The 21,365-nt window shown below is 53.1% G+C and carries 25 protein-coding genes and 1 pseudogene; 16 read left to right on the top strand and 10 right to left on the bottom strand.

The annotated features are described in order from the left end of the window. Positions 1-15: 15 nt before the first annotated feature. Positions 16-213: a hypothetical protein gene (locus tag HMPREF1207_RS04465; RefSeq protein WP_009671793.1), complete on the bottom strand. Its 198-nt coding sequence runs from the start codon at positions 211-213 to the stop codon at positions 16-18. A gap of 213 nt (positions 214-426) precedes the next feature. Between HMPREF1207_RS04465 and HMPREF1207_RS04460 the strand changes: the two genes are divergently transcribed. The 6 genes from HMPREF1207_RS04460 (at position 427) to HMPREF1207_RS04435 (ending at position 4,956) form a co-directional block, all read left to right on the top strand. Next, entirely contained in the window at positions 427-669 is a 243-nt protein-coding gene (locus HMPREF1207_RS04460) for a hypothetical protein (RefSeq protein WP_016423471.1), read from the top strand. Between the two features lie 203 nt (positions 670-872). Beyond that, positions 873-1,259, top strand: coding sequence for a VOC family protein (locus HMPREF1207_RS04455; protein ID WP_016423470.1), 387 nt, complete (start codon positions 873-875; stop codon positions 1,257-1,259). Between the two features lie 284 nt (positions 1,260-1,543). Beyond that, on the top strand, positions 1,544-3,034 hold the full coding sequence (gene glpK, locus HMPREF1207_RS04450; RefSeq protein ID WP_009671839.1) for a glycerol kinase GlpK: 1,491 nt from the start codon (positions 1,544-1,546) through the stop codon (positions 3,032-3,034). A 250-nt stretch (positions 3,035-3,284) separates the two neighbouring features. Then, positions 3,285-3,926 carry a superoxide dismutase family protein gene (locus HMPREF1207_RS04445; protein WP_009671788.1) on the top strand — a complete coding sequence of 214 codons (642 nt, stop codon included), beginning with the start codon at positions 3,285-3,287 and terminating at the stop codon, positions 3,924-3,926. 29 nt (positions 3,927-3,955) lie between these two features. Next, positions 3,956-4,582, top strand: coding sequence for a hypothetical protein (locus HMPREF1207_RS04440; protein WP_009671851.1), 627 nt, complete (start codon positions 3,956-3,958; stop codon positions 4,580-4,582). Between the two features lie 191 nt (positions 4,583-4,773). Continuing rightward, positions 4,774-4,956, top strand: coding sequence for a hypothetical protein (locus HMPREF1207_RS04435; protein ID WP_009671846.1), 183 nt, complete (start codon positions 4,774-4,776; stop codon positions 4,954-4,956). Positions 4,957-5,107: 151 nt separating this feature from the next. Here HMPREF1207_RS04435 and HMPREF1207_RS04430 read toward each other — a convergent pair whose 3' ends face one another. Next, the gene (locus tag HMPREF1207_RS04430) at positions 5,108-5,521 is read right to left on the bottom strand and encodes a CBS domain-containing protein (RefSeq protein ID WP_009671848.1); all 414 of its coding nucleotides are present in this window, start codon (positions 5,519-5,521) and stop codon (positions 5,108-5,110) included. A gap of 222 nt (positions 5,522-5,743) precedes the next feature. Here HMPREF1207_RS04430 and HMPREF1207_RS04425 point away from each other — a divergent pair, with 222 nt between their 5' ends. Further along, positions 5,744-6,181 carry a GNAT family N-acetyltransferase gene (locus HMPREF1207_RS04425; RefSeq protein WP_170318601.1) on the top strand — a complete coding sequence of 146 codons (438 nt, stop codon included), beginning with the start codon at positions 5,744-5,746 and terminating at the stop codon, positions 6,179-6,181. Positions 6,182-6,184: 3 nt separating this feature from the next. On the opposite strand, the gene HMPREF1207_RS04420 is transcribed toward HMPREF1207_RS04425, so the two are convergent. Together HMPREF1207_RS04420 and HMPREF1207_RS04415 are read right to left on the bottom strand one after the other, a co-directional pair. Continuing rightward, positions 6,185-7,816, bottom strand: coding sequence for an ATP-binding protein (locus tag HMPREF1207_RS04420; RefSeq protein ID WP_009671825.1), 1,632 nt, complete (start codon positions 7,814-7,816; stop codon positions 6,185-6,187). A 167-nt stretch (positions 7,817-7,983) separates the two neighbouring features. Next, entirely contained in the window at positions 7,984-8,727 is a 744-nt protein-coding gene (locus HMPREF1207_RS04415) for an MBL fold metallo-hydrolase (RefSeq protein ID WP_009671775.1), read from the bottom strand. A gap of 200 nt (positions 8,728-8,927) precedes the next feature. Between HMPREF1207_RS04415 and HMPREF1207_RS04410 the strand changes: the two genes are divergently transcribed. Next, positions 8,928-9,395, top strand: a complete 468-nt coding sequence (locus HMPREF1207_RS04410; RefSeq protein ID WP_009671771.1) for a CcdC family protein — start codon at positions 8,928-8,930, stop codon at positions 9,393-9,395. Positions 9,396-9,427: 32 nt separating this feature from the next. Here the strand turns inward: HMPREF1207_RS04410 and HMPREF1207_RS04405 are convergent, their stop codons facing one another. Then, positions 9,428-9,601, bottom strand: coding sequence for an aspartyl-phosphate phosphatase Spo0E family protein (locus tag HMPREF1207_RS04405; RefSeq protein ID WP_009671838.1), 174 nt, complete (start codon positions 9,599-9,601; stop codon positions 9,428-9,430). A 73-nt stretch (positions 9,602-9,674) separates the two neighbouring features. On the opposite strand from HMPREF1207_RS04405, the gene HMPREF1207_RS04400 reads away from it, so the two are divergent. Then, positions 9,675-10,640 carry an alpha/beta hydrolase gene (locus HMPREF1207_RS04400; protein WP_231392008.1) on the top strand — a complete coding sequence of 322 codons (966 nt, stop codon included), beginning with the start codon at positions 9,675-9,677 and terminating at the stop codon, positions 10,638-10,640. Between the two features lie 155 nt (positions 10,641-10,795). After that, complete coding sequence (locus HMPREF1207_RS04395; protein ID WP_016423469.1) at positions 10,796-11,113, top strand: DUF1292 domain-containing protein; 318 nt, start codon at positions 10,796-10,798, stop codon at positions 11,111-11,113. Positions 11,114-11,215: 102 nt separating this feature from the next. Here HMPREF1207_RS04395 and HMPREF1207_RS04390 read toward each other — a convergent pair whose 3' ends face one another. Next, complete coding sequence (locus HMPREF1207_RS04390; RefSeq protein WP_009671843.1) at positions 11,216-11,635, bottom strand: DUF1885 family protein; 420 nt, start codon at positions 11,633-11,635, stop codon at positions 11,216-11,218. 83 nt (positions 11,636-11,718) lie between these two features. Further along, positions 11,719-13,188, bottom strand: a complete 1,470-nt coding sequence (locus HMPREF1207_RS04385; RefSeq protein ID WP_036739487.1) for an aminotransferase class I/II-fold pyridoxal phosphate-dependent enzyme — start codon at positions 13,186-13,188, stop codon at positions 11,719-11,721. 182 nt (positions 13,189-13,370) lie between these two features. Between HMPREF1207_RS04385 and HMPREF1207_RS04380 the strand changes: the two genes are divergently transcribed. After that, complete coding sequence (locus HMPREF1207_RS04380; RefSeq protein WP_009671833.1) at positions 13,371-14,753, top strand: MFS transporter; 1,383 nt, start codon at positions 13,371-13,373, stop codon at positions 14,751-14,753. 314 nt (positions 14,754-15,067) lie between these two features. Beyond that, positions 15,068-16,120 carry a right-handed parallel beta-helix repeat-containing protein gene (locus HMPREF1207_RS04375; protein ID WP_009671827.1) on the top strand — a complete coding sequence of 351 codons (1,053 nt, stop codon included), beginning with the start codon at positions 15,068-15,070 and terminating at the stop codon, positions 16,118-16,120. 99 nt (positions 16,121-16,219) lie between these two features. Here HMPREF1207_RS04375 and HMPREF1207_RS04370 read toward each other — a convergent pair whose 3' ends face one another. After that, complete coding sequence (locus tag HMPREF1207_RS04370; protein ID WP_009671798.1) at positions 16,220-16,945, bottom strand: hypothetical protein; 726 nt, start codon at positions 16,943-16,945, stop codon at positions 16,220-16,222. Between the two features lie 151 nt (positions 16,946-17,096). Beyond that, the gene (locus HMPREF1207_RS04365) at positions 17,097-17,747 is read right to left on the bottom strand and encodes a YktB family protein (RefSeq protein ID WP_009671821.1); all 651 of its coding nucleotides are present in this window, start codon (positions 17,745-17,747) and stop codon (positions 17,097-17,099) included. 154 nt (positions 17,748-17,901) lie between these two features. On the opposite strand from HMPREF1207_RS04365, the gene HMPREF1207_RS04360 reads away from it, so the two are divergent. Continuing rightward, positions 17,902-18,741 (top strand): stalk domain-containing protein, encoded by an 840-nt coding sequence (locus tag HMPREF1207_RS04360; RefSeq protein WP_009671805.1) that lies wholly within the window; start codon positions 17,902-17,904, stop codon positions 18,739-18,741. Positions 18,742-18,782: 41 nt separating this feature from the next. Here HMPREF1207_RS04360 and HMPREF1207_RS04355 read toward each other — a convergent pair. Beyond that, a pseudogene (locus tag HMPREF1207_RS04355) lies at positions 18,783-18,983 on the bottom strand (response regulator transcription factor); the annotation flags it as partial. On the opposite strand from HMPREF1207_RS04355, the gene HMPREF1207_RS04350 reads away from it, so the two are divergent. The 3 genes from HMPREF1207_RS04350 (at position 18,972) to HMPREF1207_RS04340 (ending at position 21,353) form a co-directional block, all read left to right on the top strand. Continuing rightward, on the top strand, positions 18,972-19,373 hold the full coding sequence (locus HMPREF1207_RS04350; protein ID WP_009671813.1) for an ABC transporter permease: 402 nt from the start codon (positions 18,972-18,974) through the stop codon (positions 19,371-19,373). The pseudogene HMPREF1207_RS04355 and the gene HMPREF1207_RS04350 sit on opposite strands and share 12 nt — an antisense overlap. Beyond that, positions 19,366-20,520 carry an ABC transporter permease gene (locus HMPREF1207_RS04345; RefSeq protein ID WP_016423467.1) on the top strand — a complete coding sequence of 385 codons (1,155 nt, stop codon included), beginning with the start codon at positions 19,366-19,368 and terminating at the stop codon, positions 20,518-20,520. The genes HMPREF1207_RS04350 and HMPREF1207_RS04345 overlap by 8 nt, the downstream gene beginning before the upstream one ends. 236 nt (positions 20,521-20,756) lie before the next feature. Continuing rightward, the gene (locus HMPREF1207_RS04340; RefSeq protein WP_009672643.1) at positions 20,757-21,353 is read left to right on the top strand and encodes a hypothetical protein; all 597 of its coding nucleotides are present in this window, start codon (positions 20,757-20,759) and stop codon (positions 21,351-21,353) included. The last annotated feature ends 12 nt before the right edge of the window (positions 21,354-21,365 follow it).

Below are 21,365 nucleotides of genomic sequence, written 5' to 3'. Positions count from 1 at the left end.
CGGGAGCTCGGCCGGTCAACGCTTGTCCGCCGGTTTGTCGGGGGAAGAATCAGTCGAATGCTCGCCGGAAAGATTGTCCATAATCTCCTCCACGATATCGCTCACGGGATCGGTTGCGGCTTTGTCCTCACGGTCCGGAGGGGTGTTGATGCCGCCCGCTGTATTCGAAGTTTCATTATATATGCCGACATCATCGTTCGATCGCTTGTCCATGTAAGAAAACTCCCTTCGCTATAAAATGAACGTACGGTTCTTCACCGTGACAAGCCGGGTTAACCGGTTTCGTCTCTTTAAGTTAACCGTTCCGAAGCTAATTTAAACCGCCTCAATCTAATTATCTAAATTTTCAGACAATTATATTGCAATAAATGGCAGGGTGTTTTATAATGAAAACAGAAGGAAGAACAAGAGAAAGGGTGAGAAATTATGATAATGATAGTCTGGTTCATCGTAATCGCCTTTATTGTCCTTAAATTGGCCACAAGCGTGTATAATCCTCCTAAGAAGCGTAAAAACAAGCATCACTATTCTGATTCCGGCAGCAGCGGCTACACGGATTCCGGTTGGAGTTTCTGGGGGGACAGTTCCGGTTCCGATTGCGACAGCGGGAGCGGAGGAGGCAGCGATTGTTCCGGAGGAGGAGACGGGGGAGGCGGCGGTGGCGATTGAAGCGCACCGGGCGCTTTTTTTAATGTTTACGGACTTTTGACGGGAAAATCAAATAGCTCCTGATGGAATCCGCTTAAAAAAGAAGCGGTTTTTTTGCGCTGCGTAAAAAACTAAGAAAATCAGGAGGGAAACTTGCTTCGTCTATTGTTTTGTCCCAAAATAAGGACAGAAAGAAGTTTACCATACCGAGAGGGGTAGAAGAGATGGCGGTTACAAAATTGGAACACGTGGGTGTAATGGTTACGGATATGGAAAAGTCGATTTCATTTTACGAATCCGTCGTAGGGTTGAAACTGAAAGATACGGTGATCAACGGGGCGATGAAGCTGGCGTTTCTTGGCTTCGACGTAAAAGGCGAAACGGAAGTCGAGTTAATCGAAGGATACGGCGGAAGCTTAACCGAAGAGGGTCGGGTTCATCATCTGGCTTTTACGGTTGACGATATCGAAGCGGAATTTGACCGGGTCCGCAAGACGGATGTCGTGATGATCGATACGGAAATTACAACGCTGCCGAACGGATCGCGTTATTTCTTCTTTCACGGGCCGGACGGCGAATGGGTGGAATTTTTTCAAAGCACGAGAGCCTGATTTCCCATGCCTGGCCTAATTCATTCACGGCGTTTTAAGAATATCCGGAGAGTGTCGACCGGATGTTGACAGCGTTTTTATTCCGCGTTATGCTACAAGAAAGTTAATAGCTGTGACGGAGACTATGGAGATTCATACGAAGCATCGGATATTGCAATCCGGTTGGTTTGTCGTGGATCTCTTTTTTTGCGGCCTATGGCCGGAGGTCTCCGCAGCTTTGCGAATGAATGCGGCCGAAGGCCGACAAAAGGCTGTTCCGGCAGCCGGTAGGGAGGATCGGACTTATGTCATCCTATATTATGTCCATCGATCAGGGAACCACCAGTTCACGGGCGATTCTGTTTAATCACGAAGGTCAGATCGTCCATACCGCCCAGCAGGAATTCCCCCAGTATTTCCCGAAACCGGGATGGGTCGAGCATAACGCCAACGAAATTTGGGCTTCGGTTCTGGCCGTCGTTGCAACCTGTCTGATTGAATCCGGAGTAAAGCCGGAGCAGGTGGCGGGCATCGGCATCACCAACCAGCGCGAAACCGCCGTCGTCTGGGACAAAAGAACGGGTGAGCCCGTGTATAATGCCATCGTCTGGCAGTCCAGGCAAACCCAGCAAATCTGCGACGAACTCAAGCAGCGGGGAATGGAGCAGAAATTCCGCGATAAAACGGGACTCCTGCTGGACGCTTATTTTTCCGGGACCAAGGTGAAATGGATTCTCGACCACGTGGAGGGTGCCAGAGAGAAGGCGGAACGCGGAGAGCTGCTTTTCGGTACCATCGATACGTGGCTCATCTGGAGGCTGACGGTCGGGGAAGCTCACGTAACGGATTATACCAACGCATCGCGGACTCTGATGTTTAACATCCACGAGTTGCGTTGGGACGAAGAGCTGCTGGAGCTGCTGACGATTCCGGCGAGCATGCTGCCCGATGTCCGTTCCTCCTCCGAAGTATACGCGCATACGAGCGAATCCCATTTCTTCGGCGCGAAAGTGCCGGTAGCGGGCGTCGCGGGTGACCAGCAGGCGGCTTTGTTCGGGCAGGCCTGTTTTGACAAAGGCATGGCCAAAAATACATACGGCACCGGCTGCTTCATGCTCATGAATACCGGAGAGCAGGCCGTTACATCCAGCCACGGGCTGCTGACGACGATTGCCTGGGGATTGGACGGCAAAGTCCAGTATGCTCTCGAAGGGAGCATCTTCGTTGCCGGCTCGGCCATCCAGTGGCTCCGTGACGGGCTGCGAATGATCAAAACGGCCAAAGACACCGAAACGTACGCGTCGCGCGTAGAATCAACGGACGGCGTTTACGTGGTCCCTGCTTTCGTGGGGCTGGGAACTCCCTATTGGGACAGCGACGTGAAAGGAGCCGTTTTCGGGCTGACGCGCGGCACGACCAAGGAACATTTTATCCGGGCGACTCTGGAAGCGCTCGCCTATCAGACGAAGGATGTGCTCGCGGCGATGGAGGCGGACGCCCATACAAGGCTGAAAAAGCTGCGCGTGGACGGCGGGGCCGTGTCCAACGACTTCCTGCTTCAGTTCCAGAGCGACATGCTGGGCGTGCCGGTCGAAAGGCCGCTCATCAATGAAACGACCGCGCTCGGAGCCGCTTACTTGGCGGGCCTGGCCGTCGGGTACTGGAAAGACTGCGCCGAAATCGCCGCGCAGTGGTCGGTCGGCGGCACGTTTGAACCGGAAATGCCGGCGCAGCGCAGCGGACAGCTGTACAGCGGCTGGAAGAAAGCGGTGCATGCCGCCATGGCTTTTAAATAACTCCACGTCTTTCGTTATTTTTACTTCTTACAATAGGTCCTCCGGAGGTTGCGCCTGAGTAGCCGGCACCGGAGAGACCTATTTGTGCTGCCTCGAAACAGCAGCCGGGCTTCCGCGGCAAGGACGAATTTCCTGGTTTTTACCAGCGGAGTTTGACTCGGAAGACAAACCGGGTAAGAAAAAGGAAACTGCCGCGTTTAGGCAGAGACATGTTGGCATATCCTAAATTATCGGATCAGGAGGTTTCATAATGCGAAAACCAATTCTGTCCCTGCTGCTCTCTGCAGCCGCCGTAGCGGCGATGACCGGCTGCGGCGGCGGCAACAACAAAAACGCGGGCCCGAACTCCACCATCACCCCGGAAGCCCTGCCTACCGCCGCGACAGCGCCTTCCGCTTCGCCGGGCGCAACACCGTCCGGTTCGCCGTCGTCCTCGTCCGGAGTCGAGATTGAGCTTAAGAACGGAGAGGGAAGCGTGGTAGGCACGGCAAAGTTTACCCAAGAGAACAAAGGGGTACGCGTCCAGGTTCAGGCTACGAAACTTGTTCCCGGAGAACATGGCATCCATGTTCATGAAAGCGGCGTCTGCGCCGGGCCGGATTTCAAGTCGGCAGGGGGACATTTTAACCCGAACTCCAAAATGCACGGGATGGAAAATCCCCAGGGGCCGCATGTGGGAGACCTGCCGAATCTGAAAGCGGAGGCAAACGGGGAAGCGAAGCTGGATACGGTGTCGGAAGCTTTTACTCTGGAGAAGGACAAGCCGAATTCGTTGTTGAAGCAGGGAGGAACATCGCTGGTCATCCATGAAAAGCAGGATGATATGAAGTCCGATCCGGCCGGAAATTCGGGTAACCGCATCGCGTGCGGCACGATATCCGAAGGCAAATAGGCGATTAAGCTGGATGGAGGCAAGCAAGCATGATCAAGACCCAGGAACTCAAGCAGCAGATGGACGATTTGTCCAAGCAGAACGATATGCTTCTTGTGGAGTTTGAACAATTAAAAAAAATGATTATGAACGGCGGATCTCAAAACTCCGACGATAGCTCGGGCAGTTCGGGCGGCGGCCAGTATGAATCGGGCCAAAGTACGGACAACGGGCAGCAGCAAAGTCAGGATCAAAACCAGAATCAAAACCAGAATCAAGATCAATCGGGAACCGGAGGCAGCCAGTCTGCCAGACGCAGCGCTTCTTCCGGTAAAAGACAGCAGTCCCAGGACGGCCAAAACCAGCAGGATTCTTCGTCCGGCGGCGGAAATCAGCAAGCCCAAGGCTACTCCCAGCAGCAAAACGGGAGCTCCGGCAACAACGGAAGCTCTGCCGCCGTTTCGGAAATGGCGGACGATCTTTACGTCATCAAAAACATGGTCGAACAGTTGGAGAGAAAGACGTCCCAATACGTTTCCGAGCAGACGAACCAGTCCTTGACGGAGAAGGATGTCGTTAATCTGGTCTTGTATCTGATGAACGGCATGATCGACTGGACCAGTGAATTTGTGGGAAAAAACCAGTCCTCATCGGGTTCGTCGGGACCGGTGCAGTAGCGTGAAAGCCGTGAGAACGGCTTTTTTTCTTGCCAGAAAACTGGGAAATTCATTGATTCATTCTTTAGAGAATTCGACAAGATACACTTATTTACAGTTATCGGAAGTCCATATAAAGTAATGATAGTGTTGTTTACTCACAGGGGCTTGACCCGCAAGAACCGGACTATTAGAGAGGATGAGCAGGGAGAATGAGAAACATCGATATTCGAGTCATGAGCAAGCAGCTTGGATTTGGCACCGAATCCTTGGAGTCTTGGCTGGCCAAAGAGCGGCAGCAGGAACCGGAGAAACAGCCGGCTTATCGTCTGGAAAGCCTTCGTTCTTGTTACGAGAACAGGCCGTCGGATGAGTTTGTCTCTCTTTCCGTTTAACACGGATGTCAGCAGGATTCGGACCTCAACCTTCCTACTCTACCATCTTCCTTCCTACACACTCCCCCCGTCTTAGTACCTATTCGACTCCATACAAAAAAGCCTCTCCAGACAGGAGAGGCCGCGAACATCTTCATCCCGCAGCTTGCCGCTAAACGGGTGCCTGAAACATTTGCTTGGCACAGTATTCGATAATGTCACTGCGGCGCACGATTCCGATGAAATTACCTGCGTCATCCACGACCGGTACAAAGTTCTGCACCTTGGCAAGATCAATGAGATCTTCCATGTTCGCATGAATGTGTACCGGTTTATTTCTCATCCTCAGGGGAACCTCCTCCAAAGTATGCCTATGGGCGTTATCGAAGGTAATGCCCGGAGAATTTTTCAAAAACCAGAGCAGATCGCCCTCGGTTACCGTTCCCATATATTTGCCATCCTCCGTAAGGATGGGAACCGCCGTATAGCGGTGATATTCCATTCTTTCCAAGGTTTGTCTTAGTGTGGCATCAATCGTCGTTGTGATTACTTCAAGTTTGGGCAAAAGAAAAAAGGCAATATTCATGAATAATACTCCTTTGCGTAATAAGCGCAATTTATCATTTCTCACGATCTATTATACTATATCGGGGAGTCAGAAACGAATCCGCGGAAGTGGAAAGTTTGGAGTAACACCGGATGAGCCTATAGGAGAAACCGGTCGAGCGGGGGTATGTTCCGTCTGGACAAGGATGCGCGGATAAGCTATCATATCTCGTATCGTTTGGACGAAAGGGGAACAAGACAGATGGAAATTATTCGCGTTACGACAGATGAACAACTTAAAGAGTGCCTGGGCGTCCGCAAAGAAGTCTTCGTTGATGAGCAGAACGTGCCGCTGGAACTTGAAATAGACGAGCTGGACGCATCTCACCAAAGCGGTCATCATTTTCTGATCCGAGAAGGGGGGAAGGCGATCGCGGCTGCCAGGTGGAAGCCGTTTGAAGAAAACCGGGCGAAACTGCAGCGTATCGCCGTCCTCAAGGCGAACCGGGGAACCGGCCTCGGATCCGTACTCGTGCAAGCGATGGAAGCCCATGCCAAAGAACTCGGCTATAAGGGAGCGGTTCTCGATGCACAGTGCCAAGCCGAGCCTTTTTACAAAAAAATCGGGTACGAAACGATTCCCGGGGAGCCGTTCGATGACGCCGGTATCCCTCACGTAAGAATGGTCAAATCTTTATAAGCCTCACACCGCGTCCTTGCGCCGGTTAAGCGGATAGCAGGGAGACGATTCCGGTTCGGCCAGAGGAAAGGTCATAATGAACGTCGTGCCTCTGCCGATAAAGCTTTCCACTTCGATCGTACCGTTGTGATCCTGCACAATTTTGTGGCAGATGGACAGGCCAAGTCCCGTTCCGCTGTCTTTGGTCGTGAAAAAGGGATTGAAGATCTGGTCCAGCTGCTCCACGGGAATTCCGCTGCCCTGATCTTCGATTTCAAGTACGGCATGGTGATCGCGCTCATATAGGCGGATCGCCATTTTTTTATTGTCTTCCATAGATTCATACGCGTTTTTAAAGAGATTAATGAGCAGCTGCACCATTTTATCCGGGTCCATCCAAATATTCATCGCTTTTTCAGGAGGATCATACACGATTTCATGACCCAGCCGGGACATCTCGGATAAGGTCAGCGAGATGACGCGCTGTATACAAACCTGCATCGACAGCACTCTGAACTGTACGGCGTGAGGCTTGGAGAACTGGAGAAATTCGGCGGTAAGCTCGCTCATTCTGCTGATTTCGTCCATGATCAAAGGATACCAGGTTTCGATGTTGTAACCGTTCGATTTCGAGATCTGCAGGAAACCCTTGATTGTGGTCAGGGGATTCCTGATTTCATGCGCCATGCCGGAAGCGAGTTCGCCGACGATTCTAAGCTTTTCCGAGCGAAGCATATGCTCCTCGCGCTTCAGCCACATTTCCCGCTTCATACTGAACAGACTGTTTTCCGCGACGAGCACGAGATCGTCCTTCGAAGAACCGTCATCGGGCAGCACCGCGATGCCGTAAGTGATTTGAATCCCCGTCAATTTGGGGAGTTCGGATCCGAGCTGCTGATCCACATAGGCCCGCATCGTTTCTTTGTCCTCATACGTAACAGCTACCGCGAACTCGTCTCCTCCGTACCGGGAAATAAAAGCCGCCTGGGAAAACTTGATTTTCAGCAGAACCGCGATCTGCTTCAGGATCTGGTTGCCCGCTTGAAAGCCCTGCGTTTTGTTCATCGCCTTCAGATCGGTGCAGTCAATCAGGATAAACAGCAGCCGGCTTTCCTTATCGACCAAGTTATGGAGCATCGCGTGGCACGCTTCGAAATTGGGCAGTCCGGTCAGGGAGTCATGGGTCATCAACTGCCTTCTTTCCCCGGCCAGTTTGTCTCTTTGTCTAAATGTGTTGAATACGGTCAAAGCGAGCCCCATAAAGATGGCGAAGTTGCTTAAGTAGAGCAGAATCATCCAGAGAGGCGGATACACGGAAAAGGCGGGAGCGGTTATCAGCGCGATAACGGCAAAGGTGATGAGATTGAGCGTAACCAGCATCCAGACGGTTTTCCGCGACTTGGACTCGTAAACTTCCGATGCGAGCAGGAGCAAGTACAGGGTGAAGCACCAATCGGTTTGACTGCTCCAGTGGAACAGCGTAAGCAGAACCAGTTTGACGGCTGAAAAGGCGACGGAGGATCTCTTGAGGCCGAGGACGGCGGCAGCGAGGAACAGCAGGCTGAGCGGGAGCCATCCGCTAACGGACAAACCGAGCTTCCACGAAGCGATGCTGATGACCGAGGCATAGAAGATAACGAACCATTTGTATATCACACAATCCACCCCACTTGAAAAAGACCGTGCCGCGCAGCGGAGCGAGCGAACGGGGCCGGCTCACAAGCGCGAAAGGCCAAAGTTTTTGGATTAGTACTTTAGTCCTGTCTTCATTGAAAAACACGAAAACCAGGTAGGTCACCTGGTTTCTTAAAGCGGATGCGGCTTTATAAAGTATAAATTTGATGCTGCTTGATAAACGACATTTTTCCCGTTTTGCCGACATAAGCGGGCATACTGTCCCCATAGTGCATAAGCCGAATCCTGGACTGGACCGACTCGGGGAGCGTGAGCAGCTCTTCAAGCGCGGCGTGAACGACGCCGGGCCCTTCCAACTGGCAGTCGTGGAAAATATGGCGGCAGTCTCTTTGCCCGACGACTTCGTTTAAAATCAGCTCGGGCTGAAAAATCATATCCGCACTGTAGAAAATGGTGTCATTAACGAATAGGGAGAAGCTGGGCTTACCGGCGATATGAGGCGTCCGGATAATCTCGATACGGAATCCCGGATGAATTTCAGAAGGCCGGCCTTCTTCGAGCAGTTCGACGTCGAAATAATCCGCCAAGCGGTTTAAATGTTCTCCGGTGTTCTCCATTCCGCCCTTCAAGGTGTGTTCCCAGATAGGAGCCTCCAGCGCCGCGGGCAGCAGCAGTCTGAGCTTTCGCCCGTATACGTAACGCATTTGCAAGGCCAGCTCTTCAAGCCCGCCGACGTGATCGGAGTGAAGGTGCGTAATCAGGACAGCGTCCAGTTCATCCGGCTTCATATTCAGCTCATGCAGAGCGCGCGGTGCCGTATTCCCGGCATCGACCAGGAGAGCAAAGCCGCTGCAAGTCCAAAGTGCATTGTTGTTAAAATATTTCTTGGCAAACGCACTGCCGGTTCCGATCATTTGCAACTGCAAGCTCACAGAATAAGCCTCCGATCTGTAGAGTGACGTACTACCCACACTCTAGCACGGAAAAAGTTGGATTTCAACCGCTTTCATCTGTCAAATCCATGCGACATTCAAGTAAAACGGCTTCTTCCCGAAGCCAAGGAGTGGTATAATAAAGGATGAAAGAATTGCAGCGATGTGAGGGAAGGAAGGGGAAGGAGTTGGCTTTCTCAGTGGGTTCGAATTTACACGCGATTTCCCTGTTCGGAACGCTCGGTATGGCGCTTCTCGTAATTGCCATCCGGATGAAAGCGTCCAAGCGGCCTATAAACGCGATGAAAATATTAATGCCGCCAATCGGCATGAGCACGGGGTTTCTTATGTTTGTCGCTCCGTTGACGCGAATACCGGTTACTTGGGGATTGATCGCTTTTGCGGTGGGAGCGGTCGTGTTCGCCTATCCGTTAATCCGGACATCCGGATTTTCCAAGCAGGGCGATCATGTGTATCTTCATCGTTCGAAAGCGTTTTTAATCATTTTGGTCGTCCTGCTCGCCATCCGCTTATTTCTTCATTCGTATGTGGAGGAATACGTGACGGTGTACCAAACGGCTTCCATATTCTTTATCCTGGCGTTCGGAATGCTGCTTCCTTGGCGGGTGGCCATGTACGTGCAGTACCGCAAACTGATGAACAGCTGAGTCCGGCGAGCCGCTTTACGGCCTGAATAAGGTTAGGAGGCGGCCCGTTTTTTCATTTGTTCCACAATGAGGCCGTCCAACTGCTGGCTGACTTCGACGACACGCGGATGATTCAATTCGTATTTGTATTGCGCGGCCATATAAGTCAGGACGCTTTTGAGGTATTCGATTTCCAGGTCAAGTGATCGGTTCATGGTTTTGAGCACGGGAACTCCTCCTGCATGATCGGAATTTTATAAAGCCGACAACTGAGGCTGCAGACTAGATAGGGTACGGAGAGTGAACGCATTGATATGGATCGTGTGGAGCGTCCTTCTGCTCCTTTTTGCCGGTTTTCTTGCTTCGGTCGGTATTGCCGCTTATGTGGGCTGGCAGCTGACGCATCCGAAAAGGCAGCCTGTCGACGACTCGCCCGCGAATTACGGGCTTGTTTTCGAAGAGGTGGAGATACCCAGCCGTACGGGAGACATTGTGCTCAGCGGCTGGCATCTTCCTCCTCCCGATACGGCGGTCAGGCAGAACCCGATGACCGTCATTCTGTCCCACGGATACGCTGGAAACCGGCTCGAACGCGGGCTTCCGTCACTCGCGTTAGCGCGGGATCTCATTGCAGCGGGTTTCCGCGTGATTATGTTCGACTTCCGGAATTCCGGGAAGTCCCAGGGAAGCATGACCTCCGTGGGTTATTACGAAAAGTACGATCTCCTCGGCGTCATCGACTGGGTAACGGAAACGTACCCGCGGGAAGCCGTAAGTCTGATCGGGTTTTCGATGGGAGCGACGACTTCTCTTCTGGCGGCGGCCGAACACGAGAAGGTTGCCGCGGTAGTGGCTGACAGTCCTTTTCATCATCTCAAAAAATATTTGAAAACCAATTTGCCGGTATGGTCGGGTCTTCCGAACATTCCGTTTACTCCGCTTATCTTGCTTCTTTTTCCGCCGCTGCTTAAAATCGATCCCGAGGGAGTCGATGCGGTTAAGGCGGTTGAAGCGATCTATCCGAGGCCCGTTCTTTTTATACACAGCAGCGACGATCGCGCTATTCCCCAAGCTTCATCCGAAGAAATGTGGAGACGCCATCCCGATGCGTTCGATTTCTGGCGGACGGCCGGAGCGCCTCATGTGGGCTCTTACCATTTAGAATCGGCAGAATATGCCTGTCGTGTTATAGCGTTTTTGGAGAAAACGGTTTCGGAAGAGACGATAGATCCCCGTAAAGTTGCTATATCCTATAATTCCCATTAACCTCAATTGATTCCTTTTGAATCGGGTTGCCGACAATTTTGCAAAGCATGGATTTATAAGGAAAAATCCGGTGCGGACGGGCGTTTGACCTGTTCCGCTTTCCGTGATACGATACCATCGAAAGATGCAAATTTAAAACGAAACGAGGTTCTACAATGAGCGATCACAAACACGATCATGATCAGGATTGCGGCTGCGGACACGATCACGACCATGAACATGAAGAAAGCGTGTTTATTGTAACGGACGAAGAAGGCAAAGAGCATGAAATGGTCATGGTGTACACGTTTGACTCTCAGGATCAGCTGTATGCGGTACTGCTGGACAGAAACGATCCCGAAGCAGACGGTGTTATTTTCCGTATAGAAGAAGAAAACGATGACGCCTACCTGGTGAACATCGAAGATGAAGCTGAATGGGAGCGCGTCGTAGCGGTCTACAATCAGATTATCGCGGAAGAAAACCGCGAATAGGTTTCGTATCCGGCATACATACGTACGGCAAGCGTGCGTACGATAAAAAATCCCTTTTCCTGTATAAGGAGAAGGGATTTCTGCATTTCTCGTTAAAGTTTGTTATTTGCGGGGATTGAAGTACATCGTACGCCCGTTGAACAGGTCCAGTCGGGCTTTCCAGTGGCGGGCCAAATATTTCCCGAGTTCGTTGGCCTTGGACTTATCCCCGTGTGTTGCGGTATCCGGAAGAACGATCTGCACGTAATGCTGAAGGCTGTCTTCCCGCATTTCGCTTCCGACACCGAGCACGATGCTGCGGTAACGGGGCGTGGTTCCTTTCAAATAGAACCACTTGCCTTCCCCTTCGGGCTTCGTCTCCACCGTATAAGGAAAGCCGGCCGAATCGTATTCCCAGCTCAGCTGGACGCCGGTTCTGGAAAGCTGCTCGCGGTAATGCTCGAGCTGGCCCTTCAGTTCGTCCAGGGTGGGGGAAGTCATTGTGGAGCCTGTGACAAAACGGATAAATGCGCTTTGACTCATTGCTTGGCACCTCCAAAACTGCAATCCCCCACATCATAGCATCCGTGGACAATTTTGACAATCTTGCGCTGCTTCGAGCAGAATTAGAAAATCGGCTGCGTTTCCACGATGACTTTGACGAACTGGCAGCTGCGGTCTTCCGGCCCTTTTACAGGCAGCCCGACTTCCACGTGTTCCACGATGTAGTCGATGTTTTCCTGCGAGATGACTTCGCCCGGCAGCAGGATAGGAATACCCGGCGGGTATACGTAAATGAATTCGGCAATGATTCTTCCCGCCGATTCCTTTAACGGAACCACTTCCGTATCGCCGTAGAAAGCGTCGCGGGGGATCAGGGAAAGCTGCGGTATTTCCGGGATAATCACGATCAGATCGTCTTCGGCATTGCCGGTGTAGTGCTCGGCGGACAATTCGCGCAGCGCCTGCAGAAGCACGTCGATGTTATCGGAGGTGTCGCCCGGCGTGACAAGACAAAGAATATTGTACATGTCGCTCATCTCGACCTCGATGTTGTAACGGTCTCTGAGCCAGTTCTCCACATCGTAGCCGGTCAGTCCGAGATGACGGATATGAATCGTCACTTTGGTTGCGTCGTAAGCGTAAGTGGCTTCCGTGCCGAGAATTTCTTCCCCGAATGAGTACAGGCCGGGGATCTTGTTGATTTCGCTGCGCGCGTATTCGGCTAGAGCGATCGTGCGCTCAGCCAGTTCATGGCCGTTCAAGGCCAGATGGCGGCGGGCGGTATCCAGTGAAGCGAGCAGGATATAAGAAGTCGAAGTCGTCGTCATCATGCTCATGATTGTCTGAATACGCTTCGGGTTTACGCGGCTTCCCTGCACATTCAGCACGGAGCTTTGCGTTAAAGAGCCGCCGAGTTTATGTACGCTCGTAGCCGCCATATCGGCCCCGGCTTCCATTGCGGACATCGGAAGTTTATCATGGAAATGGATAAGCACTCCGTGCGCCTCGTCGACCAGAACGGGAATGTCGTAACTGTGAACGAGATCGACAATCTCTTTCAAGTGCGTGCATACGCCGTAGTAGGTAGGGTTGATTACCAGGACCCCTTTGGCGTCCGGATGCTTCTCCAGCGCGCGGCGCACGGACTTGGTCGTAATTCCGTGGTCGATCCCGAGGTTCGCGTCACGGGCGGGCGATATGAAGACCGGTTTGATTCCGGCGAAAATGATAGCGGCCAGTACGGATTTGTGCACATTCCGCGGTACGATGATTTTATCTCCTTGACCGGCTACCGACATAATCATGGTCATGATAGCGCCGCTCGTGCCCTGGACGGAGAAGTAGGTATGCTCCGCGCCGAAAGCCTGGGCGGCGAGTTTCTGGGCTTCTTCGATAACGCCTGTGGGCTGGTGAAGGTCATCCAGCGGTGCGATATTGATCAAATCGATGGACAGTGCGTTTTCGCCGAGAAATTCCCGGTACTCAGGGTCCATCCCGACTCCTTTTTTGTGGCCTGGAATATGGAACTGGATCGGATTTTTCTCTGCATGCGTGCGCAAGGCCGAGAATAGGGGTGTGCGATGTTGATCCATCCGGCAACCCTTCCCTTCTGCGTGGAATTTCTGCGAATCGCTGATACGAATCACGAGATTGAACAAACAAAATAGAGTATAACAAAAACGGACGGGCATGCAAGTATATTTTTTGAAAATAGTTTGTCCATCCTGGGGAAAACCTAACAAAAGAACGCTGCAAGAGAGGGGCGAGAGATATCATGATGAATCTGGCCGGATGGAAAAACAAGGCGGGGGCGGCCGCGCCCTTTGTCGTACAACTGCTGGTTATTATGTTTGTGGTGGAATTCGTGAAGGGGGCGCTCCTTCTGACGATTCTTCCCGTTTATATGAAAACGGTCCTGGGCGCGACGGCGTTCGTCGTAGGCTGGTCTCTGGCCGCCCAGTACATCGGGGACAACGTGTTCCGCACGCCGGTCGGATGGCTGATCGACAAAGCGGGCTACCGGTTGTCCATGCTGATCGGCATTCTGCTCTCGGGGAGCTCCGTGCTGATCATGGCGACCTTCACGCATCACGCTTGGATGGTAGCGGCATGCGCCATGCTGGGAGTCGGTACGGCTCCACTGTGGCCGGCCGTCATTGCGGGAACGACCGAGGTCGCGGGAGACAAGGCGAAAGGAACGATCATGAGCGTGGTCTACATGGCATGGCTCAGCGGCACCGGCCTTGGGCCGGTCGTGATCAATTTCTTTATTCACGGGTCCAATTACGGTCCGGCTTACCGGCTGCTGCTCATTTCTATGGGCGTTGTTTTGCTGATCGCCCTGTTTTTGCCGCGCAAACCGCTGCTTCGCGAAGGCGGGGAAAAGAGGGAAGAGAGCCGGCATGTTCCGGCTGGCGCCGCATTCCCGGCGGTTGCAGCGATGGAAGCGGGCGCCGATCCCCTCGGGGAGGCCGTCACCGCAGCCGGAGGAGGCGCGGCCGCTGCCATGCCGGCCGCGGACAGGAAGCCGCTCGGGGAACGCGTGCGCCTTTATGTGCGGGAAGTCCGCGCGTCTCTGCGGGAAATGAAAGTCAGTCGGCTGCTGTTTCCGGCCATGTTTATTCAGACGTTCGCGCTGGGAGTTCTGACTCCGATCCTGACGCTGTACGCCCGTGAAGTTCTGCATCTTTCGCCGAGTCAATACAGCATGCTGCTCATTGTCGGAGGAGGAGCGGCAGTGGCCCTGCTCGTTCCGATCGGGAAACTCGTGGACCGCAAGGGCATTAAGGGACTGCTGACCGCCGGGCTTATTTTCAGTTCGGTCGCCCTGCTGGCCCTCGGATTTATCAGGCAGCTTGCGGCCGTTTACGTAGTCGTCGGGCTGCTTGGAATCGGCTACGCGCTGATCATTCCGTCCTGGAATGCCTTGATCGCGTCCTGTGTGCCCAAGGAGAAGAGAGGCGCCGTCTGGGGCTTTTTCCTGACTATAGAAGGGCTCGGGATGATCGTGGGTCCCATCGTTTCGGGCAAGCTGTGGGATGCGTTCGGCCCGTCCGTACCCTTTACGGTGAGCGGATCGGTGCTGCTGCTTCTGCTTGCGCTCCAGTGGAGAATTTTGGCGAAGAGCCGCGGGAATGCCGCGCCCCGGACAGGCTGAACCGACCTGGGTCGCTTCTTAAGGCTCTGTTGCCGGAGCGCTTTCCCGAAAGTCCCGCACATGCTGCGGGACTTTTTTATATTGAGGCAAGCGGATTCCCGAGGGCAAGTCCCGTGATGATCCGCCTCAGGAAGAGGTGTATAAATCGGAGCAGATGCATGTAAATATCGTAAGAAAACCCATCCAGTACCAGCGAGGCGCTGTGCTATACTGAAAGCAGATCGGAGAGGGGAGGTGGGGAAAAGAAGTGGATTAAACGCCAAAAATTAAAGCGTTTTAATTTTGAATCGCCCAATTAAAAGGAGGCTATTGTGATGAAAACCAGGTTAACCCCGACAAGGCTGCTGCGTAAGAGCCTGCTGTCCGCCGTCCTGCTCGGCGCCGCGTTTGCGCCCGCCATGTATGCCGCCGTGCCCCATGAATCCGGGGTCTCGGCGGATCAATCTGCCGCCCGCATCAACGAAGAGGGCGCGGCCGCGCTTCGCACCGTATCGTGTTCGTCCGTATCGTGCCTCCAGAACGCCTTGAAAAACGCGCTGCCCGGGGACCGCATCCTGCTTGCGCCGGGTACGTACAAGGGGACGTTCTCCTCGGCTGTCAACGGCACCCAATCGAATCCGATTACGATTGAAAGCCGGGACCCGGCCAATCAGGCCCTCATATCCGGCACTTCAGCGGGAGGCGGATACTGCCTGAAAATTACGGGCGACAACTGGGTGATCCAAAATCTCAAGTTTACGAACGCCCAGAAAGGCATTATTCTGGACAATTCGAACGATACGCTAATTTCCGGGGTTGAAGTGTACGGCATCGGCTATGAAGGTGTGCACTTCCGTGACGGAAGCTCGCGGGGCATTCTCGAAAATTCGTATATTCACGACACGGGTACCGTAAATAAAGGATTCGGAGAAGGCGTATATGTAGGGTCCGCCGAAGGAGCCGGCTATAACCAAACCGTAAACGATACGATTATCCGGGGCGTGCGCATCGGGCCCAATGTGACTGCCGAGCATATCGACATCAAGGAAAGAACGAGCGGAACGCTTGTCGAGAACTGTCTATTCAACGGCACGGGCATCAGCGGCGAAAACTACGCGGACAGTTTTATCGACGTCAAAGGCAACCATGCCGTTATCCGCAACAACACGGGATGGAGAAACGGGAACACGGTGATTACCGACGCTTTTCAGCTTCACCAGATTGTGGCGGGCTGGGGCGTGAACAATGATTTCTCGGGCAATACCGTCAACCTGGATCAATCTTCGGCTTATGTCATTAACGCTTCTCAAGGGACAGAGGCCAAGGCGCACGACAATGTCAGGTATCCTGCGGGGAACCTGTACAAGGGCAATGTGACGACCTATTAAGAATCCCGAACCGGCAAAAGGGAGTGCCTCCTGCAGGCACTCCCTTTTATCGTATGGGGCTGAAGCGGTCGGGAAGTCCGCATACGGACGGGCAAGAAGTCAGGATTCCCGCGCCGGAACGCGCTGCTCGACGTATTTTTCAAGGTCCGGAGCGAGCAGGGACTGGATGCGGCTGATAAGCTGGCTTTTCGTAATGCCCTTGCTTTCGGCGATCTGCTGCAGCGATTTGCCCTGCCGGAGCTCGCGGTGGAGCTCTTCTTTGCTGATACCGATGGCCTGGGCGAGTTTTTCCTGATCCGGCTTGAGGCTGTGACGCATTTTCCCGTGCTGGTGACGGTTATGGTGGTTCAGCAGCGCCTTATCCTGCAGCATCCGCTTCAGGTGCTCCGCCATTTTCTGTTTGAGGGCAGCTGCGTGTTCCGCGTCGAGCCGTCCTTCTTTGACCGCCTGGTCGATCTTTGAGTCGCGGATCGCAAGCAGTTTAGCCGTCAGATCCTTTTCGCTGATTCCTTTTTCTTTGGCCACGTCGGAAAGGCTTTTGCCTTTGTTCAGCGATTCTTTCAAAGAAGGGACGGTGGTGCCGAGAATAGAGGCGGCTTCCTCAAGAATCGGAAGACCGGGGACGCTGCTGTCTTTCGGATTATGTGAGTCCTGGCGTCCGGGCATGCCCGCGGATGGGGTTGGCTGACTGAGGACGGCTTCGTCGGGCAGTTCCTCCGGAGAGCCGAAGGCGGCGGCCTGTCTGGCGCCTAGGGATACCGAACCGAGCAGAAAAGCGAGTGCCAGAGTACCGGCCCATTTTTTCTTGGATGGCTGTAAAAACATAGGAAGAACCTCCTTGTAGATCGGATGTCCTTCCTAGTATTTCCCAAACGGGAGCGGATTATTTGCGGGCGGCGTTTCTTTTTAAAATCGGTTCGGCGGGTTCACACTTTGTGCGGAATTGCCGATATAGGGGGTAGGAGCAGCCGATGGCTTATCCCCGGGCCGTCCGGTAGAAAGGCATCAGGGACTCGAACGTTTCCTTCGCCATCCGGGTGAATGCGTCGCCCTTTTGCAAAATCGGGTCCTGCCGGTCAAAATGCCTTCCGACGAGAAACTCGGCTTTTTTCACATCCCGAAAGCGGGCAAGAGCGTCACCGAACGTTTCGGCCGTCAGGTCGCCGGCGGGCACGCTGCGTTTTTGCATATGATCGAACGACAATACATAATGCTCCGGGATGCTCCGGTACAGCTCGTCTTGGTTCGCGAGAAGACGTCCGGCGATCGCCTGCTTGTCCGGCACCTCGTAGATCAGGGCGAACCAGAGGAAAACGTGATCGTCGAACAAGCCGATCTGGAAGTGAGGGTGCTGCTTATATCCGCGTTTATTGGCGGCGATAGCCAGCCAGGTGTCTTTGGGCGGATTCACGGTACGCCGGGCATGTTTGGCGATATGTAGGTGCATTTCGGTTCCGGCATGCAGGGCGATATCTTCGCACAGGGTTTCGCCGAGCATTTTGAATTTCGGCTGAATCCGTTCCTGGATCGCTTTCATGCGCTCGTCCAGACCTTCAATCGCAAACGTTTCGAAATCGGATGAATCAAACCCCCGGAAAGCGGGGCGAATGGTTGTGGAGTTGGACATGGGACCTCCCTAGCATGGATGCTTGTAGAATTTAAGTAAGGCAAATGAAGCGTGCTTACGTAATTTACTATACCATAAACGCTTGACATGGCCATAACGGGGAAAGTGCGGCCTGATCACAGCTGCAGGATTCAATTGAAAAGGAGAGAGAACCATGAACATTTCAAGCAAAAAAATGATAGCCGCGGCAGCCGGAGTGCTGATGAGCGTTTCGTTCGCGGCAGGCGTTTACGCCGATGACTGGATTCAGAAGGTGACGGCTTATGTCCGCAGCGATTTTAAGGTAGTCGTGAACGGGACACCGGCCAATTTGAGCAGCCCGGTTCTTATTTACGACAACAACAGCTATCTGCCGCTCAAGGAGATCGCTTCCCGCCTTAACGCGAACGTAAACTGGCAGGATTCCAACCAGACGATCTACGTGAATACCCGGTTGTACCCGCAGCAGCCTGAAACGGGCGATGTCGTGTACGATGAGATCATACTGGAAAATCCGACCGCTTATATCATGAAGTATTTGGGCGGGGATTATCCGGTGCTCGTGACGCTCAGCAAAGGGATGTACTACCGGCAGAGCGACGTGCAGAAGATGGGCATGGATACGAAGGGGCTCCGGAAAGCCAAAGAAAAGTACACGGAAGAGATCTACATCAACGAGACGGAACTCCGGAAGGTTTGGAAAGAAAACCCGATCCTCACGTACGGGGAGGAAATGCCTCCGATTATTGCCGGGGAGAAGGATGATTTTAAAATCCGCGCCATTCGGGGATACGTTAAAGACATGTCGAATTACAAAATCGGCGATACGTATTTTTTCCACAATCCGATTTTTATCGAGAAGCTTGAAGAGGCCAATACGTACCGGTACCTGCTGACAGAAAACGGCCAGTATTATCAGGTGATCCTGAAACTGACCGAGATGCAGAAAGATCTTTATATCGTAGGCAGCTCTTCCAAACAACTGCTGGGCAAAACCGCCGTAGACCCGTATTGACGGGAACGGATTCACCCACCGGAACCGGCCGGAGCATAAGATTAAGGCCGCGCCTGCTTCCAGTAGAAGATGGCGATTTGCGTCCGGTCTCTAAGCGCCAGCTTTCCTAAAATATCAGAAATGTAGTTTTTGACCGTCCCTTCGCTCAGGAATAATTCCTGGGCGATTTCTTTGTTTGAAAGGCCGTCCGCCATTTTGGTCACGATCGTCTGCTCGGTCTGAGTCAGACCGTGGGCAGACAACACCGGAGCGGGGGAAGCGGGAGCCGGTACTGGGGAAACCGTCTCCCGCTCGTTCTGCTGATTGCCGGCCTCGTGATTCTGGTCTCGATGTCGCTGTCCGTCGTGCTGTCTCTTCTCTTCCCGAACGGGGCAACCGCGAAAGCCCTGCTTCAGGTGCTCATCATCACGATGACGTTTTTGAGCGGCGGATTCTCGCCCGTGCCGGGAGAGTTTATGCGGCAGTTGAGTCTGTTTACCGTTAATCACTGGGCGTTCCAAGGACTCCTGCGGAATATGCTGGCCGGAGAACTTCCCGGGGTTATCTCCAGCATTGTGCCTTTGTTTTGGATTGCGGCGGCGTGTCTGCTGCTGATGGTGGTCGTTTATCGGAAGGTGGGATACCGTGAATAGCTTTTATATCGCCTGGAATATGGTAAAGCGGACGCTCGGCAGCAAAAAAGGATGGTTGGCTTTTCTGCTTATACCTTCTCTGGTCGTCTCCGCTGCGATCGGCTTTATCGGGAGAGAGGAAGGGCGTGTTACCGTTCTGGTCGTCAATGAAGATCAGGGGAGTTTTGGCGGGTATGTGTTAAAAGAAATGGCGGCCAGGCCGGAGTACACGGTCAAGCTGCTGGACAATGTCTGGGAGCTTAAGGAAGCGATTATCGAAAAACGGGGGCAGGCCGGATTTGTTCTGCCCGCCGATTTCAGCCGGGAATTGCTTGCCGGGGGCAGCCCTGTCATTCAATCGTATGAGCTTAACGTGAACGAAGCGACAGCGGTTATGAACGTTCATCTGGACGGGATTACGGGAAGGATGGTGTCCGCAGCGGCGGTGGCAAAAGCTTCTTCGGGCAGCGCGGACAGCCGCAGCGTTGCGCTCGCAAACATCCTTGAGCAGGCCGGGAAGCATACGGTAGGTGCAGAAACCGGCGATCTGAAGCTGGCTTCCAAGCCGGGCCTTACTACCATTACCGGCTTTACGCTAATGTTCCTGATGAGCCTCGTGCTCAGCACCGTGTCGCTTGTCCTAGAAGACCGGACGAAAATGACGATGGCCCGCATGTATACGGCTCCGGTCAAGGCTGCCGAAATCGCCGCCGGGAATTTTTTAGGCAGCTTCGTCGTGGGAAGCCTTCAAATCTTTTTTGTGCTCGTGATCACCCGTGTAGTGATCGGCTACGATTACGGGGTTCCGTTCCTGTCCCAGTTCGCGGTGTTGGCCGCATTTATGCTCGTCAGCCTCGGACTGGCCAGCACGGTGGCCGGCCTTATCAAAAATCCGGGCAACGCGAGCATGATCAACTCGATGGTCGTGACGCCGACCTCGATGCTGGGCGGGTGCTTCTGGCCGATATCCATTATGCCGGACTACCTGCAGAAGCTGTCCAACTTCATGCCTCAGACATGGACCATTCAAGCCATCGAGAAAATGGCTGCCGGAGCGTCCCTGGCCGATGTGCGTCTGCCCCTTGCGATTTTGGGTCTTATGGCGGTCGTGCTGCTCGCCGTCTGTTCGGCCATCTTGCAGCCGAGTGAGAACAAGGTGAGAATGTAGGCGGCAAACGGTTCAATCAAGTTTAAATGCGATACGCGGCATACCCGAAAAAGACGCTCTTTTCCCATCAATAAAAATTGATGGGGAGAGAGCGTTATTTTTGTTGGGAATTCGGGTAAAAAATTGTCAATATCCAAGTTGCGAAAACATATGAATCATAATAAGATAAAGTAAACCTGAAGTTGTCTGAAATTTCTGTCAAAGAAGCTAATCGAAGTCTTCGGGAGGGGATTGCCGTGAGCAAAAATCACGAAGTCGAATACTGCAATCTGGAATTAAGATTCGACCGCCGGCTCATCCGGCAGTTTATTAAAGCCTTGATTCAAGAGGGATATTCTCTATATTGGAACGAAAACGACCACCAGTTTGTCATTTCTATCCGCTCCGGAAGAAAACTAGTCAAGCTGAAATTCGAACGCATAGGCGAACGGTATAAAATCGTCGGGAACTATTCTTTTAAAGATGAGAAGCTTGCCGAAATGATGGAAAAACTGATTGGAGACACACGCGGGCATGCAGTCGTCAAGCGTTTCAAAGACCGTCAGATCCTGATCGAAAACATCATGTTCGGCGAAATTATCCGCATGGTCGAAATTTCGGGCATCGAACATAAAGTGCTGTTTCAGAAAGAACCTGTCATTACATTCGAGGAAATGCTTCAAGCTTTCCGCTCCAGACGTATCGAGGAACGGATCCCCGTCCTGCGGCTTGAGCTTGACTATGAGCTGGCCGTGTTGAACGAAGCGATTCAGAAGGGCGATGTCCAGGCTGTCGTCGATTCCAAAGAGAAGCTGATCGAACTGCGCCAAGAGATGCTTCTGCTTGAATTGTAACGGTCCGGAACG

This window comes from Paenibacillus sp. HGH0039, from assembly GCF_000411255.1.
Classification (GTDB): Bacteria; Bacillota; Bacilli; order Paenibacillales; family NBRC-103111; genus Paenibacillus_F.
This window is presented reverse-complemented; position numbering and strand designations above follow the sequence as displayed.

Excerpts from the sequence above, each read along its gene's own strand:
- HMPREF1207_RS04395 (WP_016423469.1), top strand. The coding sequence starts at position 10,796 with ATGAGCGATCACAAACACGATCATGATCAGGATTGCGGCTGCGGACAC.
- HMPREF1207_RS04385 (WP_036739487.1), bottom strand. The coding sequence starts at position 13,188 with ATGGATCAACATCGCACACCCCTATTCTCGGCCTTGCGCACGCATGCA.
- HMPREF1207_RS04465 (WP_009671793.1), bottom strand. The coding sequence starts at position 213 with ATGGACAAGCGATCGAACGATGATGTCGGCATATATAATGAAACTTCG.
- HMPREF1207_RS04360 (WP_009671805.1), top strand. The coding sequence starts at position 17,902 with ATGAACATTTCAAGCAAAAAAATGATAGCCGCGGCAGCCGGAGTGCTG.
- HMPREF1207_RS04455 (WP_016423470.1), top strand. The coding sequence starts at position 873 with ATGGCGGTTACAAAATTGGAACACGTGGGTGTAATGGTTACGGATATG.
- HMPREF1207_RS04435 (WP_009671846.1), top strand. The coding sequence starts at position 4,774 with ATGAGAAACATCGATATTCGAGTCATGAGCAAGCAGCTTGGATTTGGC.
- HMPREF1207_RS04430 (WP_009671848.1), bottom strand. The coding sequence starts at position 5,521 with ATGAATATTGCCTTTTTTCTTTTGCCCAAACTTGAAGTAATCACAACG.
- HMPREF1207_RS04380 (WP_009671833.1), top strand. The coding sequence starts at position 13,371 with ATGATGAATCTGGCCGGATGGAAAAACAAGGCGGGGGCGGCCGCGCCC.
- HMPREF1207_RS04440 (WP_009671851.1), top strand. The coding sequence starts at position 3,956 with ATGATCAAGACCCAGGAACTCAAGCAGCAGATGGACGATTTGTCCAAG.
- HMPREF1207_RS04390 (WP_009671843.1), bottom strand. The coding sequence starts at position 11,635 with ATGAGTCAAAGCGCATTTATCCGTTTTGTCACAGGCTCCACAATGACT.
- HMPREF1207_RS04460 (WP_016423471.1), top strand. The coding sequence starts at position 427 with ATGATAATGATAGTCTGGTTCATCGTAATCGCCTTTATTGTCCTTAAA.
- HMPREF1207_RS04375 (WP_009671827.1), top strand. The coding sequence starts at position 15,068 with ATGAAAACCAGGTTAACCCCGACAAGGCTGCTGCGTAAGAGCCTGCTG.
- HMPREF1207_RS04425 (WP_170318601.1), top strand. The coding sequence starts at position 5,744 with ATGGAAATTATTCGCGTTACGACAGATGAACAACTTAAAGAGTGCCTG.
- glpK (WP_009671839.1), top strand. The coding sequence starts at position 1,544 with ATGTCATCCTATATTATGTCCATCGATCAGGGAACCACCAGTTCACGG.
- HMPREF1207_RS04370 (WP_009671798.1), bottom strand. The coding sequence starts at position 16,945 with ATGTTTTTACAGCCATCCAAGAAAAAATGGGCCGGTACTCTGGCACTC.
- HMPREF1207_RS04365 (WP_009671821.1), bottom strand. The coding sequence starts at position 17,747 with ATGTCCAACTCCACAACCATTCGCCCCGCTTTCCGGGGGTTTGATTCA.
- HMPREF1207_RS04445 (WP_009671788.1), top strand. The coding sequence starts at position 3,285 with ATGCGAAAACCAATTCTGTCCCTGCTGCTCTCTGCAGCCGCCGTAGCG.